The sequence below is a fragment of the Pseudomonas sp. R15(2017) genome, from assembly GCF_002112685.1.
Lineage (GTDB): Bacteria > Pseudomonadota > Gammaproteobacteria > Pseudomonadales > Pseudomonadaceae > Aquipseudomonas > Aquipseudomonas glycinae.
Genome location: NZ_NEII01000007.1, coordinates 319,185 through 334,363, shown reverse-complemented (window position 1 = coordinate 334,363; position 15,179 = coordinate 319,185). Strand labels below are relative to the sequence as shown.

Here is a 15,179-nt window from a genome sequence, read left to right as displayed (position 1 = left end):
TTCGCGGTCTCCTGTCAGCGCTGGGCGAGAAGGGTGGCGCTGTCGCTCAGCGCGTGGAGCTTGAAGCTTCGGGCGTAGGCGGCAGGATCGCTGCCGTCCCAGATTTTGCCGTCGATCAACTGGCTGCTGCGCATGTCCTTACCCCAGGCTGCGACGCCCACAGCAGTCGCCGCGTCGCGATAGATCTCCAGTTGTTGCACCTGCCGGGCGACGGCGAGGTAATCCGGGTCATCGCGCAGCAAACCCCAACGGCGGAACTGGGTCATGAACCACATGCCATCCGAGAGGTACGGCAGATTCACCGCGCCATCGCCGTGAAAGCGCAGGGCGTGCGGGTCCTGCCAGCGATTGCCCAGTCCATCGTCGTAATCGCCGAGAAAGCGCGGTTCGATGCAGGACACCGGGGCGTCGAGGTATTCCGCAGCGCTCAGCAACTGCGCGGTGCTGCGGCGGTTTTCCGGGCTTTCTTCAATGAAGCGGCTGGCTTCGAGGATCGCCATCACCAGCGCGCGGGCGGTGTTGGGGTATTGCTCGACGAACGCGCGGGTGCAGCCGAGGACTTTTTCCGGGTGATCGGGCCAGATGGTCTGGCTGGTCGCCAGCGTGAAACCGAGATCCTGCTGCACGGCGCTGGCCGCCCACGGTTCGCCGACGCAGAGGCCATCAATGCGTCCGGCCTGCAAGTGCGCGACCATTTGCGGCGGCGGCACCACCACACTATCGACATCCTGCAAAGGATGAATGCCCTGGCTCGCCAGCCAGTAATACAGCCACATGGCATGGGTGCCGGTCGGGAAAGTCTGGGCGAAGGTCAGTTTTGCGCGGGTTTGGTGCACATGGTGGTGCAGCGCTTCAGGACCGGTCACGCCCAGGCCCTGCAAACCGTGGGACAGGTTGAGGCTCTGGCCGTTCTGGTTCAGACCCATCAGCACCGCCATGTCGGTCGGCGCGACGCCGCCGATGCCCAGGTGCACCGCGTAAATCAGACCGTAAAGGCTGTGGGCGGCATCGAGTTCACCGCTGACCAGATTGTCCCGCAGGTTGGCCCAGGAACTCTGGCGTTTGAGATTCAGGGTCAACCCGTAAGGCTGGGCGAAGCCCTGGGTGGCGGCGACCACCAGCGAGGCGCAGTCGCTCAGAGCCATGAAGCCCAGGTTGATCGCACTTTTTTCCGGGGCATCGCTGCCGTTGACCCAGGCCAGCGGCCCGGCGGAGGTTTGAGTCATGAAAGCCACCCTCAAAAAAAACGCCGTCCCAGGCTTTGCCCGCGCAAAACCGAGAGACGACGCCATTGTCCTTGCCTGCACGCCACCATTGGCCTGCAGGCTGATGCCGAGGAAGGTGCAAGGCATATGCCATGCGCACCGATTTACCCGTGCGCCTCGCGCGGTGGGGCGATGCCCGGCTATAATCGCCGCCTCTTTTCGCCGCCCGAGTCATAGCCGCCCATGTACACCCTGGCCCGTCAGCTGTTGTTCAAACTTTCCCCGGAAACCTCCCACGATCTGTCGCTGGATCTGATCGGCGCGGGCGGGCGTTTGGGCCTCAACGGCCTGCTGTGCAAGGCCCCGGCGTCGCTGCCGGTGAGTGTCATGGGTCTGCAGTTCCCGAACCCGGTGGGTCTGGCGGCCGGTCTGGACAAGAACGGCGCGGCCATCGACGGCTTCGCGCAACTGGGTTTCGGTTTTGTCGAAATCGGCACCGTGACTCCGCGCCCGCAGCCGGGCAACCCGAAACCACGGATTTTCCGTCTGCCGGAAGCCGAGGCGATCATCAACCGCATGGGGTTCAACAACCTCGGTGTGGATAACCTGCTGGCGCGGGTGGCGGCGGCCAAATACAAGGGCGTGCTGGGGATCAACATCGGCAAGAACTTCGACACCCCGGTCGAGCGCGCTGTAGACGACTACCTGATCTGCCTGGACAAGGTCTACGCCCACGCCAGTTACGTCACGGTCAACGTCAGCTCGCCGAACACTCCGGGCCTGCGCAGCCTGCAATTCGGCGATTCGCTCAAGCAATTGCTGGCGGACCTGGCCACGCGCCGCGCCGAACTGGCCCTGCGCCACGGCAAGCATGTACCGCTGGCGATCAAGATCGCGCCGGACATGACCGACGAAGAAACCGCGCAAGTCGCCCAGGCGCTGATCGAAACCGGGATGGACGCGGTGATCGCCACCAACACCACCCTCAGCCGCGTGGGCGTCGAAGGCATGGAACATGGTGACGAGGCGGGCGGTCTGTCCGGCGCGCCAGTGCGTGAAAAGAGTACCCATACCGTGAAAGTGCTGGCATCCGAGCTGGGCGGCAAGCTGCCGATCATCGCGGCGGGCGGTATCACCGAAGGCAAGCATGCGGCCGAGAAGATCGCTGCCGGCGCGAGCCTGGTGCAGATCTACTCCGGCTTCATCTACAAGGGCCCGGCGCTGATCCGCGAGTCCGTGGACGCGATCGCCGCCAAACGCTGATTGGCCGGCATAAAAAGGCAGGCATAAAAAAGGGCTCCTCGAAGGAGCCCCTGGGCCGTAGCCCGCCGTCCGGGAAGGACGTGCATGGTGATCAGGTCGTTACGAAATCAGATTGTCGTGTCGCAATAAGTGCCCTGTGTCAGCCGACGGCGTGAAGTTCGTTGAGTCTGTGGATTCCCGCAGTGCCGGTCATACCGTCCCAGTTGTCGCCGCGTCCTTCTCGCCAGCCGTTGATCCAGGCTTGACGTACCGACGGTAGAGTAAATGGGCAAAGCTCACGGGATTTGCCACCAACGCCATATTGATATCCGCGCAAAAATGCTCTTTCCAACGGATCACGCTTAAGTCTTCTCATAGGGTGTTTCCCTCACTTGTTGACTGTTTTTGTCGCGTCGACCTCAACTGAGGTCTGGCAGAAAAACTCTGCCGTTGGCGGCTCGCTGCCGGCGTGGCGAGCCAAGGTGTTGACGCCGTTGCGACGTCAACCTGTGTCCAGTTCTAACCAATGAGTCACATCGATGGAATGACCGTTTTGTCATAAGGACGTAACGAAAAAGATGCTATGGCCATAAGTAACCGCGTATTTATCCAGCGTTTGTTGGCCAAACCCCGGTATGATCGGCCCCGCGCTGGATGATGAGGTTAATCCTTTAGTGAGAATGACCCACGTTTACACTGGGGTACTATTCGACGAAGGGTTGCTTTGAGTCATTTTGTTGCTTCAACTTTTTTCTCTGTCCCGGCATCTAAGCTCTTTTAACCCGAGCAGCGGGGATGGAACGGCACACCTTCGTGCCACGCGGGCGCTCTTGTAGAAAAGCGCCTGATTGAAAACCGGATCGGCAATGCGTTGCCGGTTCATCAGCCAAAGGCTCTGGAAAAACCATGTCCGACCGTTTCGAACTCTTCCTCACTTGCCCCAAAGGCCTTGAAGGCCTGCTCATCGAGGAAGCCGTCGGGCTTGGCCTTGAAGAGGCCCGCGAACACACCTCCGCCGTGCGTGGCATGGCGACCATGGAAACCGCTTATCGCCTGTGCCTCTGGTCGCGTCTGGCCAACCGGGTGCTGCTGGTGCTCAAGCGCTTCCCGATGAAAAACGCTGAAGACCTGTACCACGGCGTACTCGACGTCGACTGGCAGGATCACATGCTGGCCGACGGCACCCTCGCCGTGGAATTCAGCGGCCACGGTTCGGGCATCGACAACACTCACTTCGGCGCCCTGAAGGTCAAGGACGCCATCGTCGACAAACTGCGCACACCGCAGGGCGACCGCCCGAGCATCGACAAACTCAACCCGGACCTGCGCATTCACCTGCGTCTGGATCGTGGCGAAGCGATTCTGTCCCTCGACCTCTCCGGCCACAGCCTGCACCAGCGTGGTTACCGCTTGCAGCAGGGCGCTGCGCCGCTGAAGGAGAACCTTGCAGCCGCGATCCTGATCCGTTCCGGCTGGCCGCGCATTGCCGCCGAAGGTGGCGCGCTGGCTGACCCGATGTGCGGTGTCGGCACGTTCCTGGTCGAAGCCGGTATGATCGCCGCCGACATGGCGCCGAACCTGCGTCGCGAACAGTGGGGCTTCACCGCCTGGCTCGGTCACGTGCCGGCGCTGTGGAAAAAACTGCATGAAGAAGCCGTCGAGCGTGCTGCTGCCGGTCTGGCCAAGCCGCCGCTGTGGATTCGCGGTTATGAAGCCGACCCACGGCTGATCCAGCCGGGCCGCAACAACGTCGAACGCGCCGGCCTGAGCGAGTGGATCAAGATCTATCAGGGCGAAGTGGCGACGTTCGAACCGCGTCCGGATCAGAACCAGAAAGGGCTGGTCATCTGCAACCCGCCGTACGGCGAGCGTCTGGGCGATGAAGCCAGCCTGTTGTACCTCTACCAGAACCTCGGCGAGCGTCTGCGTCAGGCCTGCCTGAACTGGGAAGCGGCGGTGTTCACCGGCGCGCCGGATCTGGGCAAGCGCATGGGCATCCGCAGCCACAAGCAGTATTCGTTCTGGAACGGCGCGTTGCCGTGCAAGCTGCTGTTGATCAAAGTCCTGCCGGATCAGTTCGTCACCGGCGAGCGCCGCACCCCGGAACAACGTCAGGCCGAGCGCGAGCAAGCCGCTTACGACCAGACGCCGAACGAGCCGCAGGAGCGCAAGTTCAACAAGAACGGCAACCCGATCAAACCGACGCCGGCCCCGGCGCCAGTGATCGAGCAACCGCGCCTGAGCGAAGGCGGGCAGATGTTTGCCAACCGCCTGCAAAAGAACCTCAAGGCCATGAGCAAGTGGGTCAAGCGTGAAGGCATCGATTGCTACCGCGTCTACGATGCGGACATGCCGGAATACGCCATGGCCATCGACCTGTACCACGACTGGGTGCACGTTCAGGAATACGCCGCGCCGAAGTCGATCGACCCGGAAAAGGCCTCGATCCGCATGTTCGACGCCCTGGCGGCCATTCCGCAGGCGCTGAACATCGACAAGAGCCGCGTGGTGGTCAAGCGCCGCGAGCGTCAGAGCGGCACCAAGCAGTACGAGCGTCAGGCGGCCCAGGGCAAGTTCAATGAAGTGACCGAGGGCGGCGTGAAGTTGCTGGTCAACCTCACCGACTACCTCGACACCGGACTGTTCCTCGATCATCGGCCGATGCGCATGCGTATCCAGAAAGAGGCCGCCGGCAAGCGCTTCCTCAACCTGTTCTGCTACACCGCGACCGCCAGCGTGCACGCGGCCAAGGGCGGCGCGCGCAGCACCACCAGTGTCGACCTGTCGAAAACCTACCTCGACTGGGCGCGCCGCAACCTGTCGCTCAACGGTTTCTCCGACAAGAACCGTCTGGAGCAGGGCGACGTGATGGCGTGGCTGGAAAACTCCCGCGACGAATACGACCTGATCTTCATCGATCCGCCGACCTTTTCCAACTCCAAGCGCATGGAAGGCATCTTCGACGTGCAGCGTGACCAGGTGCAGTTGATCGATGTGGCCATGGCCCGTCTGGCGGCGGGCGGGGTGTTGTACTTCTCCAACAACTTCCGCAAGTTCCAGCTCGAAGACAACCTGGCCGAGCGCTACGCGGTCGAGGAAATCACCGCCAGCACCATCGACCCGGATTTCGCCCGCAACGGCAAGATCCACCGCGCCTGGAAAATCACGGCTCGTTGACACTTTGCAAAATTGGATCCACAGAGCCTTGATTTTTAAAGGCTCTTGGATCCGTTCAGAGCTAGCCAAATTAGTGGCTAATAGCTATAACTCACACACGGCCGATGGGGTTTTTCCCGCAGATGCTGACGTAGTGAGTGGCTTTTATGTCGTTGCACCCCGTGCGCCCGAAGATATTGGGTTTTATCAGCGAAGACGTCTCGGCCTGGCTGGTCGGGGTGCTGGTATTGCTCGCCGGCGGAATTCTCACGGGGCTGCTCGCCTGGGGCACCCTCAATCAGTTTCACAGCCAGTTGCGCCAACGCTTTCAGCTGCTGGCCAACGAACGCTATAGCCGCATCGAAGAACGATTTCAGGATCAGGAGCAACGTCTCGATGGCCTGCGCCGGTTCTTCGCCAACTCCGAATCGGTGTCCCGTGCCGAATTCGACGGTTACACCCATCCTCTATTGCTGCGCACCCAGGCTTATTCGTTTGCCTTGCGGGTGAGCGGTGCCGAACGTGCCGCCTTCGAGCAGCGCGTGCGAGATGAGGGCCTGAGCACCTTCAGCGTGCGCGAACTCAATGCGCGCGGCGAACTGCAACTGGCCTCGGCCCGCGATGAGTACGTCGTCGTGGTGTACAGCCAGACCCAGAGCCGGCTCGGTTCTCCGCTGGGTTACGACTTGCTGGCTCAGCCGTTGCGCCGCTCGACCCTGGAGCGCGCCGACCAGCTTCGCAGTCTGGCAGTGTCGCAGCCGATGCATCTGGTCGGTATCGAGCCGGCATACGCACGCGGCGTATTGTTGGTGGCACCGGTTCTGCGCGAAGGCGAGCCCAGATCATACGGCTACGTAATGGCTGTCATCAGCATGCGTCAGCTGCTGGCAGACGGCTTGCCGGATGCATTTCATGACTATCTGTCGGTGCGCATCCTCGATCTGTCCACCACTGATCAGCATGAAGTGCTGTTCGAATCGACCAATGAACCGGCGCAGAGTGATCTGTCGGCGACCCGGCTGGTGCGCATGGCTGATCACGACTATCAGGTAGATATCCTGCCCAGCGAAGCGTTCATGCAGGCCAACCATTCGTCGGTGGGCAGCGTGGTGGTGCTGGGCGGGTTGCTCAGTCTGCTGTTGAGCGCGCTGCTTTATGTGCTGGTCAGTCAGCGCCAGCGAGCGTTGCGCATGGTCGAGTTGCGCACTCAGGAGCTGCATGAGCGCGAGCAGGAACTGCGCGGCACCCACGGTCAGTTGCGCGGGGTGCTCAACGCGGCGACCCAGGTTGCAATCATCGCCACCGACCTGCGCGGCGTGATCAACACTTTCAACCCCGGTGCCGAGCAGATGCTCGGTTATCACAGCAACGAAGTGGTCGGCCACATGACCCTGGAAAACCTGCACTTTCCCCGGGAACTGGTGGCCCGCGCGGCGGAGCTCAGCGCCCGCTATGGCAAAACCATTCCGACCTGCCAGGCGATGCTGGTGGAGGGTGGCGAAGTCGGTGGGCACGAGGCGCGGGAGTGGACGCTGGTGCGCAAGGACGGCAGCCACATTCCAGTGAACATGCTGGCCACGCCGGTGCTGGACGAGCAGGGGCTGTGGGTCGGGCACCTGGCGATCTGCATCGACATCACCGAGCGCAAGCGCGTGCACGAAGCGCTGGCCGCGCGGGATGTGCTGTTGAAGAAGCTCAGCGCCCATGTTCCCGGCGGGATCTATCAATTCAAGATGGAGTTCGACGGGCGTTTCAGCGTGATCTACGCCAGCGACGGCATCCGCGAGATCTACGAGCTGGAGCCGGACGTGCTGCTGCTCAACGCCGAGGCGATCTTCACCCGTATCCACCCGCAGGACGTCAGCCGCGTGCGCAAGTCGATCCGTGCTTCGGCGGACAATCTCAGCCCATGGCGTGAGGAGTATCGTGTGCAATTGCCCGAGCGTGGCCTGCGCTGGGTTCGCGGCGAGGCGACGCCGGAGGAACTGCCGGGCGGCGGGGTGCTGTGGCATGGCTATATTTCGGATATTTCCGACCTGAAACGGGTGGAAGAAGAGCTGCGCGCGCTGTCGGTGACCGATTCCCTGACCGGCATTCACAACCGGCGCTATTTCCAGGAGCGCCTGACCACCGAAATGGCCCGGGTCGAGCGCGGCGGAGGCGAGTTGTCGGTGATCATGCTCGACATCGACCACTTCAAGCGGATCAACGATCAGTACGGTCACGCGGTAGGCGACCGCGTGTTGCAGGCGGTCTGCGAGCGCATCGGTCACCGGCTGCGGCGTACCGACGTGTTCTGCCGCTTGGGTGGCGAAGAGTTCATGGTGTTGTGCCCGGACATCGACGGCGATCACGCCCACATGCTGGCCGAGGAGTTATGGCACAGCCTGCGCAGTGCGCCGATCGACGTGGTGGGGGTGGTGACGGCCAGTTTCGGGATTGCCAGCTGGCGACCGGGTGAGGGCGCGGACGCGCTGTTGCTGCGGGCGGATTCGGGGGTGTATGCGGCGAAGCAGGGCGGACGGGATCGGGTCGAGCGGCAGATGAACTGAGCCCCTCTGCCACCTGATCGTTCCCACGCTCTGCGTGGGAATGCCTCCGGGGACGCTCCGCGTCCAGTGACGCAGAGCGTCACGGGCTGTATTCCCACGCGGACGGTTCGACGCCTCGACGTGGGAACAATCATTTAATGGGTTACAGAACCGAAGCAGTCTGCGGCGTCCGCGGCTGTTTGTAGAGATCCAGCAGTACCTGATCCAGCACCGACGACGCGCCGAACGGGGCCTTGTCGTTGAGGATCGCCACCACCGCCCAGGTGTTGCCGTTGACGTCGCGGCTGAAGCCGGCGATTGCCCGCACGGTGTTCAGCGTACCGGTCTTGACGTGGGCTTCGCCGCGCATCGCGGTGGTCTTGAGGCGTTTGCGCATGGTGCCGTCAGTGCCCGCGATCGGCAGTGAACTGATGTACTCGGCAGCATATGGGCTGTGCCAGGCCGCTTGCAGCATGTTGGCCATTTCCCGGGCGCTGACCCGCTCGGAACGCGACAGACCGGAGCCGTTCTCCATCACCAGATGCGGCGCGGTGATGCCTTTCTTCGCCAGCCACTGACGCACCACCCGTTGCGCGGCTTTGGCGTCATCGCCGTCGGCGTCGTTGCGGAATTTCTGGCCCAGGCTCAGGAACAGCTGCTGAGCCATGGTGTTGTTACTGTATTTGTTGATGTCGCGGATGATTTCCGCCAGATCCGGCGAGAACGCACGGGCCAGCACTTTCGCGCTGCTCGGGGTCGGGGCCAGACGATCCTTGCCCTGGATGCTGCCGCCCAGTTCCTTCCAGATCGCCCGCACGGCACCGGCGGTGTAGGTCGCGTGGTCGAGCAGCGACAGGTAAGTCTGCGAGCTGCAGCCTTCGCCCAACTGGCCGGCCACGGTCACGGTCACGCTGCCATCGGCCTGCGGCACCGGGTTGTAGCGCACGCCGCCGGTGCATTGTTTGGAGTTGAGCGCTTTGACAGTGTTCTCGATGTTGATGCTGGCAATCGGCGGTTCGACCGAGATCAGCACCCGGCCATTGTCGTTGCGGGCCACGAAACGCAGGGCCTTGAGGTTGACCAGCAGCGAATCCGGCTTGACCAGGAACGGCTTGTTCTCGTCGTTGCCGTCATCGTTGAATTCCGGCAGTTGCGGCTGCACGAAGAAGCTGCGATCGAGCACCAGATCACCGGTGACCTGGGTCACGCCGTTGGCGCGCAGGTCGCGCATCAGCAGCCAGAGTTTTTCCATGTTCAGCTTCGGATCGCCGCCGCCCTTGAGGTAGAGGTTGCCGTTGAGGATCCCGCCGTTCAGGTCGCCGTCGGTGTAGAACTCGGTTTTCCACTGATGATTGGGGCCGAGCATTTCCAGCGCTGCGTAGGTGGTGACCAGTTTCATGGTCGAGGCCGGGTTGACCGACACGTCGGCGTTGTACACGGTCGGCGTGCCCGGGCCGTCCAGCGGCACCATCACCAGCGACAGGGCAGTGGGCTGCAGCTTGCTGGCCTTGAGGGCTTTTTCGACGTTGGGGGTCAGGGCGGTGTTGATGGTGGCAGCGGAGACGGGCAAGGCCAGCGGCAGAAGAAGACCGGCCAGGAGCAGAGGACGCAACGATTTGATCATATGAAATAAAACCCTACAGCCGAGGGGAAAAAAGACGAGGACATGGATGAAAAGGCCCTCAGTGGTCATGAAAGTGTCGGCATTATGCCCCAAGGTGCAACAGCTTGGGCCTTTCGCAAGGGCGCCAATTCGTTATTTTTTTACAGGCGGTCGCACGCACGTCCCGGATAGGCGGGCAATCGCCGGCTTAAACTGGTAAAGTGCCGGCCGTAATTACTTAAGAGGATTGTTCCAATGGCGACTAACCGTTCCCAGCGTCTGCGCAAAAAACTGTGCGTCGATGAATTTCAAGAGCTGGGTTTCGAACTGAACCTGGGCTTCAAAGAAGACCTGTCCGAAGAAGCCATTGACGCTTTCCTCGAAGCATTCATCAAAGAAGCCATGGAAGCCAACGGTCTGGGCTATGTCGGCGGCGACGACTTCGGTCTGGTTTGCCTGCAGAAGCGTGGCTCGGTCACCGAAGAGCAGCGCGCTGCTGTTGAAGCCTGGCTGAAAACCCGCTCCGAGCTGACCAGCACTGAAATCAGCCCGCTGCTGGACGTCTGGTATCCGGAAAAGCCGATCAACGCGGCCAAGTGATACTGAAAAAAACGGTGACCTGAGGGTCGCCGTTTTTTTATGCCTGCTTTTTAACGAGGCCTCAAGCCTTGCGCCAGTTGAGGATCAGCAAGGTCAACACCCCCGCGACAATCCCCCAGAACGCCGAACCGATGGAAAACAGCGTCAGCCCCGACGCCGTGACCATGAAGGTGATCAGCGCCGCTTCCCGTTCCTTCACCTCGGTCATGGCAATGCTCAAGCCGTTGATGATCGAGCCGAACAGCGCCAAAGCAGCAATCGACAGCACCAGTTCCTTGGGCAGCGCGGCGAACAGCGCCGCCAGCGTGGCGCCGAACACCCCGGCAATCCCGTAGAAAATCCCGCACCACACCGCAGCGGTGTAGCGTTTGTTGCGATCCTCATGGGCATGGGGCCCGGTGCAGATCGCCGCGCTGATGGCCGCCAGGTTGATGCCGTGGGAACCGAACGGTGCCAGCAGCAAGGACGCGATGCCGGTCGCGGTGATCAGCGGCGAGGCCGGGACGTTGTAGCCATCGGCGCGCAACACGGCGATGCCGGGCATGTTTTGCGAGGTCATCGCTACCACAAACAGCGGAATGCCGATGCTGATAGTCGCGGCCAGAGAAAAGTGCGGCGTGGTCCAGACTGGTGTCGCCACTTCCAGATGAAAACCGCTGAAGTCCAGCAGCCCCATGAAACCCGACAGCGCGGTGCCGATCAGCAGCGCGGCGAGCACCGCATAGCGTGGCGACAGGCGTTTGACGATGAGATAAGTGAAGAACATCCCCAGCACCAGACCGGTGCGATGTTGCGCGGCGACGAAGATTTCGCTGCCTATCTTGAACAGAATCCCCGCCAGCAGCGCGGCGGCGAGGGAGGCCGGAATCTTTTTCACCAGCCGTTCGAAGCTGCCGGTCAGGCCGCAAATGGTCACCAGCACCGCGCAGGTGATGTAGGCGCCGATGGCTTCGCCGTAGGTAACGCCGCCGAGGCTGGTGATCAACAGCGCCGCGCCGGGCGTTGACCAGGCAATGGTGATCGGCGTGCGATAGCGCAGCGACAGGCCGATCGAACACACCGCCATGCCGATGGAAATCGCCCAGATCCACGACGAAATCTGCCCGCTGGTCAGGCCCGCCGCTTGTCCGGCCTGGAACATCAGCACCAGCGAACTGGTGTAGCCGGTCATCATCGCGATGAACCCGGCGACGATGGCGGAGGGCGATGTGTCCGCCAGCGGGCGCAGTCGGGTGTGGGTGATTTCGTTCATGACAGGGGTATTCCTTGTACCAATGAAGATATTTGCTGCTACGCGAAACCCTTGTGGGAGCGGGCTTGCTCGCGATGACGGCGGAACAGTCGACATTGGAGTTGAATGTCCAACCGCTATCGCGAGCAAGCTCGCTCCCACAGGGATCGCGGATTCTGCGATCAAGCCTAAACTCAAACGTAACGGAGCGTTGCAATACAGCCGTAGCCGCAAACAGCCGTACAGTCGTGTTGCCACCTTCCATTGTGTACAATCGCGCTGTTTTTTACGCGATACTTGCCAGCGACCCACTGTGCCGTATTACAGTCACGGTCAATTCGCCGCGTTCTTCCCGACTCGAGTGCCCATGAACGAACAGTTGCAACCCCTCAAGAAACAACCGCGAGCAGGCAAAGCCGGCCGCAGCGGAACCCAGGACGATATTGTCTATGCGCATATCTTCGAGGCCATCCTCGAACAACGCCTGGCGCCCGGCACCAAGTTGAGCGAAGAAGCGCTGGGGGAAATTTTCGGGGTCAGCCGCACCATCATTCGCCGTGCGCTATCGCGTCTGGCCCATGAAGGCGTGGTGCTGTTGCGGCCGAACCGTGGCGCGGTAGTGGCCAGCCCGAGCGTCGAAGAAGCGCGTCAGGTGTTCCTCGCCCGGCGTCTGGTGGAACGCGCGATCACTGAACTGGCGGTGCAGCACGCCACCGCCGAGCAGATCGCTGAATTGCGCCAGATGGTCAACGACGAACGCGACAGCTTCTCCCGTGGCGATCGCGGCGCCGGCATCCGTCTCTCCGGCGAATTCCACCTGAAACTGGCCGAAGCGGCGAAGAACGCGCCGTTGATCAGTTTCCAGCGCAGCCTCGTTTCGCAGACCTCGCTGATCATTGCCCAATATGAAAGCGGCAACCGTTCGCACTGTTCCTACGACGAGCACACTCAGTTGATCGACGCCATCGAAGCGCGCAACGGCGAGCTGGCAGTGGACCTGATGATGCATCACATGGACCACATCGACAGCAAGCTCAACCTCGACGAGGAAAGCGCTTCGGACGATCTGCATGCAGTGTTCTCGCATCTGTTGCAGACCAAGAAGCCGGGGCGGCCTGCGGCCAAGCTCTAAGTCAGACCGCGTCGACCCCAATCGCTGGCAAGCCAGCTCCCACAGGATTTGCGATGTGACGCAATTCTGGTGAACACCATAAAACCCTGTGGGAGCTGGCTTGCCAGCGATAGCAATCTGACAGGTAATAAAAATCCCCCGGACTGAAAAGTACCGGGGGATTTTTTTGCTCTCCTGATCGTTCCCACGCTCTGCGTGGGAATGCAGCCCGTGACGCTCCGCGTCACTGGACGCGGAGCGTCCCCAGAGGCATTCCCACGCAGAGCGTGGGAACGATCGAGCAATCAGTTAGCGCTGGTGCACCAGCGCACCCGCCGCATAGGTCTGGGCCACAGTGCGGTCATCGCCCAGGGTCATCAGCACAAACAACGTTTCGGCAATATTGTTGGCCTGCTTCAAGCGGTAGCTCAGCAGCGGCGTGGCGTTGTAGTCCAGCACCAGGAAGTCGGCGTCGGAGCCCGGTTGCAGGTTGCCGATCTTGTCTTCCAGGCGCAGTGCCCGTGCGCCGCCGAGGGTGGCGAGGTACAGCGACTTGAACGGGCTCAGGCGCGCACCTTGCAGTTGCATCACCTTGTAGGCTTCGTTCAGGGTTTGCAGCAGCGAGAAACTGGTGCCGCCGCCGACGTCAGTCCCGAGGCCGACGTTCAGTTTGTGCTTCTCGGCCATCGGCAGGTTGAACAGGCCGCTGCCGAGGAAGAAGTTCGAGGTCGGGCAGAACGCGACCGCCGAACCGGTCTGCGCCAGGCGCGCGCATTCGTCGTCGCACAGGTGCACGCCGTGGGCGAACACCGAGCGCTCGCCGAGCAATTGATAGTGATCGTAGACGTCCAGATAGCCCTTGCGCTCCGGGAACAGCTCCTTGACCCATTCGACTTCCTTGAGGTTTTCGCTGATGTGGGTCTGCATGTACAGATCCGGGTATTCGCTGAGCAACTGGCCGGCGAGCGTCAGCTGTTCCGGGGTGCTGGTCGGGGCGAAACGCGGGGTGACCGCATAGTGCAGACGACCCTTGCCGTGCCAGCGCTCGATCAGCGCCTTGCTGTCGACGTAGCTCGATTCCGGGGTGTCGGTCAGGTAGTCCGGCGCGTTGCGATCCATCATCACCTTGCCGGCGATCATCCGCAGATCCAGCTTCTCGGCCGCTTCGAAGAACGAGTTCACCGACTGCGGGTGCACGCTGCCGAACACCAGCGCGGTGGTGGTGCCGTTGCGCAGCAGTTCCTTGATGAAAATGTCCGCCACTTCATCGGCGTGGGCCTTGTCGGCGAACTGGCTTTCGCACGGGAAGGTGTAGGTGTTCAGCCAGTCCAGCAGTTGCTCGCCATAGGCGCCGACCATGCCGGTCTGCGGCAGGTGGATGTGGGTGTCGATGAAGCCCGGGGTGATCAGCGCATCCTTGTGATGGGTGATCTCGATGTCCGCCGGCAGCGTCGGGAGCAGTTCGCTGGCGTGGCCGAGGGCACTGATCTTGCCGTCATCGACCACCAGCAGGCCGTCCTCGAAATACTCGTAGGAGGCTTCGATGCCGACCTCGGCAGGATCGGCGATGCTGTGCAGGATGGCGGCGCGGTAGGCTTTGCGAGTCAGAGGCATGAGGGTTCTCTAATCAGTTTGAGGCTTTGAGTGTGGCGGCCTGACTGCGGCGCGAAACCGGCAGCAGTTTGGCAATCGGTTCGGCACTGGCGGTGTGCTGGCCGAAATTGGCGTTATAGGTGGCGATGATTTCGCCGGCGATGGAGATGGCGATTTCCACAGGCAACTTGCCTTTGACTTCGCCGATGCCCATCGGGCAGCGCATGCGTTGCACGACACTGGCGTCGAAACCACGATCACGCAGGCGATGTTCGAACTTGGCCCGTTTGGTTTTCGAACCGATCAGGCCGAACCAGGTAAAGTCGTTGCGTTTGAGGATCGCGGCGGTGAGTTCCAGATCCAGCTGATGGTTGTGGGTCATGACGATGCAGTAGCTGCCGGCGGGCAGGTCGTCGATTTCATCCACCGGTTCCTCGGCGACGATCTTGCGCACGCCGTGGGGAATCTGTTCGGGGAATTCTTCTTCCCGTGAATCGATCCAGCGCACCCGGCAGGGCAGGCTGGCGAGCAAGGGTACCAGCGCACGGCCGACATGACCGGCGCCGAACACCGCGATCTGCGCCTGCACCTGGCCCATCGGTTCGAACAGCAGCACCGTGGCGCCGCCGCAGCACTGGCCCAGGCTGGCGCCGAGGCTGAAGCGCTCCAGATGGGTGTCCTGCCTGCCGCTGGCGAGCATGTCGCGGGCGATCTGCATGGCTTTGTACTCCAGGTGCCCGCCACCGATGGTGTCGAACGTCTGGCGGGCGCTGACGACCATCTTTGAGCCGGCATTGCGCGGCGTCGAGCCGAGTTCTTCGATGATCGTCACCAGAACGCAGGGTTCGCCCTGGTTCTGCAGGTCGGCGAGGGCGTCGATCCAGTTGTACATATCTCACCTCTCAGA

The 15,179-nt window shown here is 61.9% G+C and carries 11 protein-coding genes; 5 read left to right on the top strand and 6 right to left on the bottom strand.

Going from position 1 to position 15,179, the window contains the following annotated elements:
• Window positions 1–14 precede the first annotated feature (14 nt).
• Complete coding sequence (locus CAF77_RS16660) at window positions 15–1,226, bottom strand: CmpA/NrtA family ABC transporter substrate-binding protein (protein WP_085655249.1); 1,212 nt, start codon at window positions 1,224–1,226, stop codon at window positions 15–17.
• Window positions 1,227–1,448: 222 nt separating this feature from the next.
• On the opposite strand from CAF77_RS16660, the gene CAF77_RS16655 reads away from it, so the two are divergent.
• A complete protein-coding gene (locus CAF77_RS16655; RefSeq protein WP_085655248.1) occupies window positions 1,449–2,468 on the top strand; it encodes a quinone-dependent dihydroorotate dehydrogenase in 1,020 nt (339 codons plus the stop codon).
• Window positions 2,469–2,607: 139 nt separating this feature from the next.
• On the opposite strand, the gene rmf is transcribed toward CAF77_RS16655, so the two are convergent.
• Window positions 2,608–2,823, bottom strand: coding sequence for a ribosome modulation factor (rmf, locus tag CAF77_RS16650; protein WP_003223300.1), 216 nt, complete (start codon window positions 2,821–2,823; stop codon window positions 2,608–2,610).
• Window positions 2,824–3,353: 530 nt separating this feature from the next.
• On the opposite strand from rmf, the gene rlmKL reads away from it, so the two are divergent.
• Both rlmKL and CAF77_RS16635 read left to right on the top strand, forming a co-directional pair.
• Window positions 3,354–5,624: a bifunctional 23S rRNA (guanine(2069)-N(7))-methyltransferase RlmK/23S rRNA (guanine(2445)-N(2))-methyltransferase RlmL gene (rlmKL, locus tag CAF77_RS16640; RefSeq protein ID WP_085655247.1), complete on the top strand. Its 2,271-nt coding sequence runs from the start codon at window positions 3,354–3,356 to the stop codon at window positions 5,622–5,624.
• 146 nt (window positions 5,625–5,770) lie between these two features.
• Entirely contained in the window at window positions 5,771–8,155 is a 2,385-nt protein-coding gene (locus tag CAF77_RS16635; RefSeq protein WP_085655246.1) for a diguanylate cyclase, read from the top strand.
• A 142-nt stretch (window positions 8,156–8,297) separates the two neighbouring features.
• On the opposite strand, the gene dacB is transcribed toward CAF77_RS16635, so the two are convergent.
• On the bottom strand, window positions 8,298–9,758 hold the full coding sequence (gene dacB, locus CAF77_RS16630) for a D-alanyl-D-alanine carboxypeptidase/D-alanyl-D-alanine-endopeptidase (RefSeq protein WP_039770010.1): 1,461 nt from the start codon (window positions 9,756–9,758) through the stop codon (window positions 8,298–8,300).
• Between the two features lie 234 nt (window positions 9,759–9,992).
• On the opposite strand from dacB, the gene CAF77_RS16625 reads away from it, so the two are divergent.
• Entirely contained in the window at window positions 9,993–10,337 is a 345-nt protein-coding gene (locus tag CAF77_RS16625; protein ID WP_039770011.1) for a YggL family protein, read from the top strand.
• 61 nt (window positions 10,338–10,398) lie between these two features.
• Here the strand turns inward: CAF77_RS16625 and CAF77_RS16620 are convergent, their stop codons facing one another.
• Window positions 10,399–11,589 (bottom strand): benzoate/H(+) symporter BenE family transporter, encoded by a 1,191-nt coding sequence (locus CAF77_RS16620; protein WP_039770013.1) that lies wholly within the window; start codon window positions 11,587–11,589, stop codon window positions 10,399–10,401.
• 346 nt (window positions 11,590–11,935) lie between these two features.
• Between CAF77_RS16620 and CAF77_RS16615 the strand changes: the two genes are divergently transcribed.
• The gene (locus CAF77_RS16615; RefSeq protein ID WP_064378756.1) at window positions 11,936–12,700 is read left to right on the top strand and encodes a GntR family transcriptional regulator; all 765 of its coding nucleotides are present in this window, start codon (window positions 11,936–11,938) and stop codon (window positions 12,698–12,700) included.
• Window positions 12,701–12,988: 288 nt separating this feature from the next.
• On the opposite strand, the gene guaD is transcribed toward CAF77_RS16615, so the two are convergent.
• Both guaD and xdhC read right to left on the bottom strand, forming a co-directional pair.
• Window positions 12,989–14,293, bottom strand: a complete 1,305-nt coding sequence (gene guaD / locus CAF77_RS16610; RefSeq protein WP_085655245.1) for a guanine deaminase — start codon at window positions 14,291–14,293, stop codon at window positions 12,989–12,991.
• A 13-nt stretch (window positions 14,294–14,306) separates the two neighbouring features.
• Window positions 14,307–15,164 (bottom strand): xanthine dehydrogenase accessory protein XdhC, encoded by an 858-nt coding sequence (gene xdhC / locus CAF77_RS16605; RefSeq protein ID WP_085655244.1) that lies wholly within the window; start codon window positions 15,162–15,164, stop codon window positions 14,307–14,309.
• Between the last annotated feature and the right edge of the window lie 15 nt (window positions 15,165–15,179).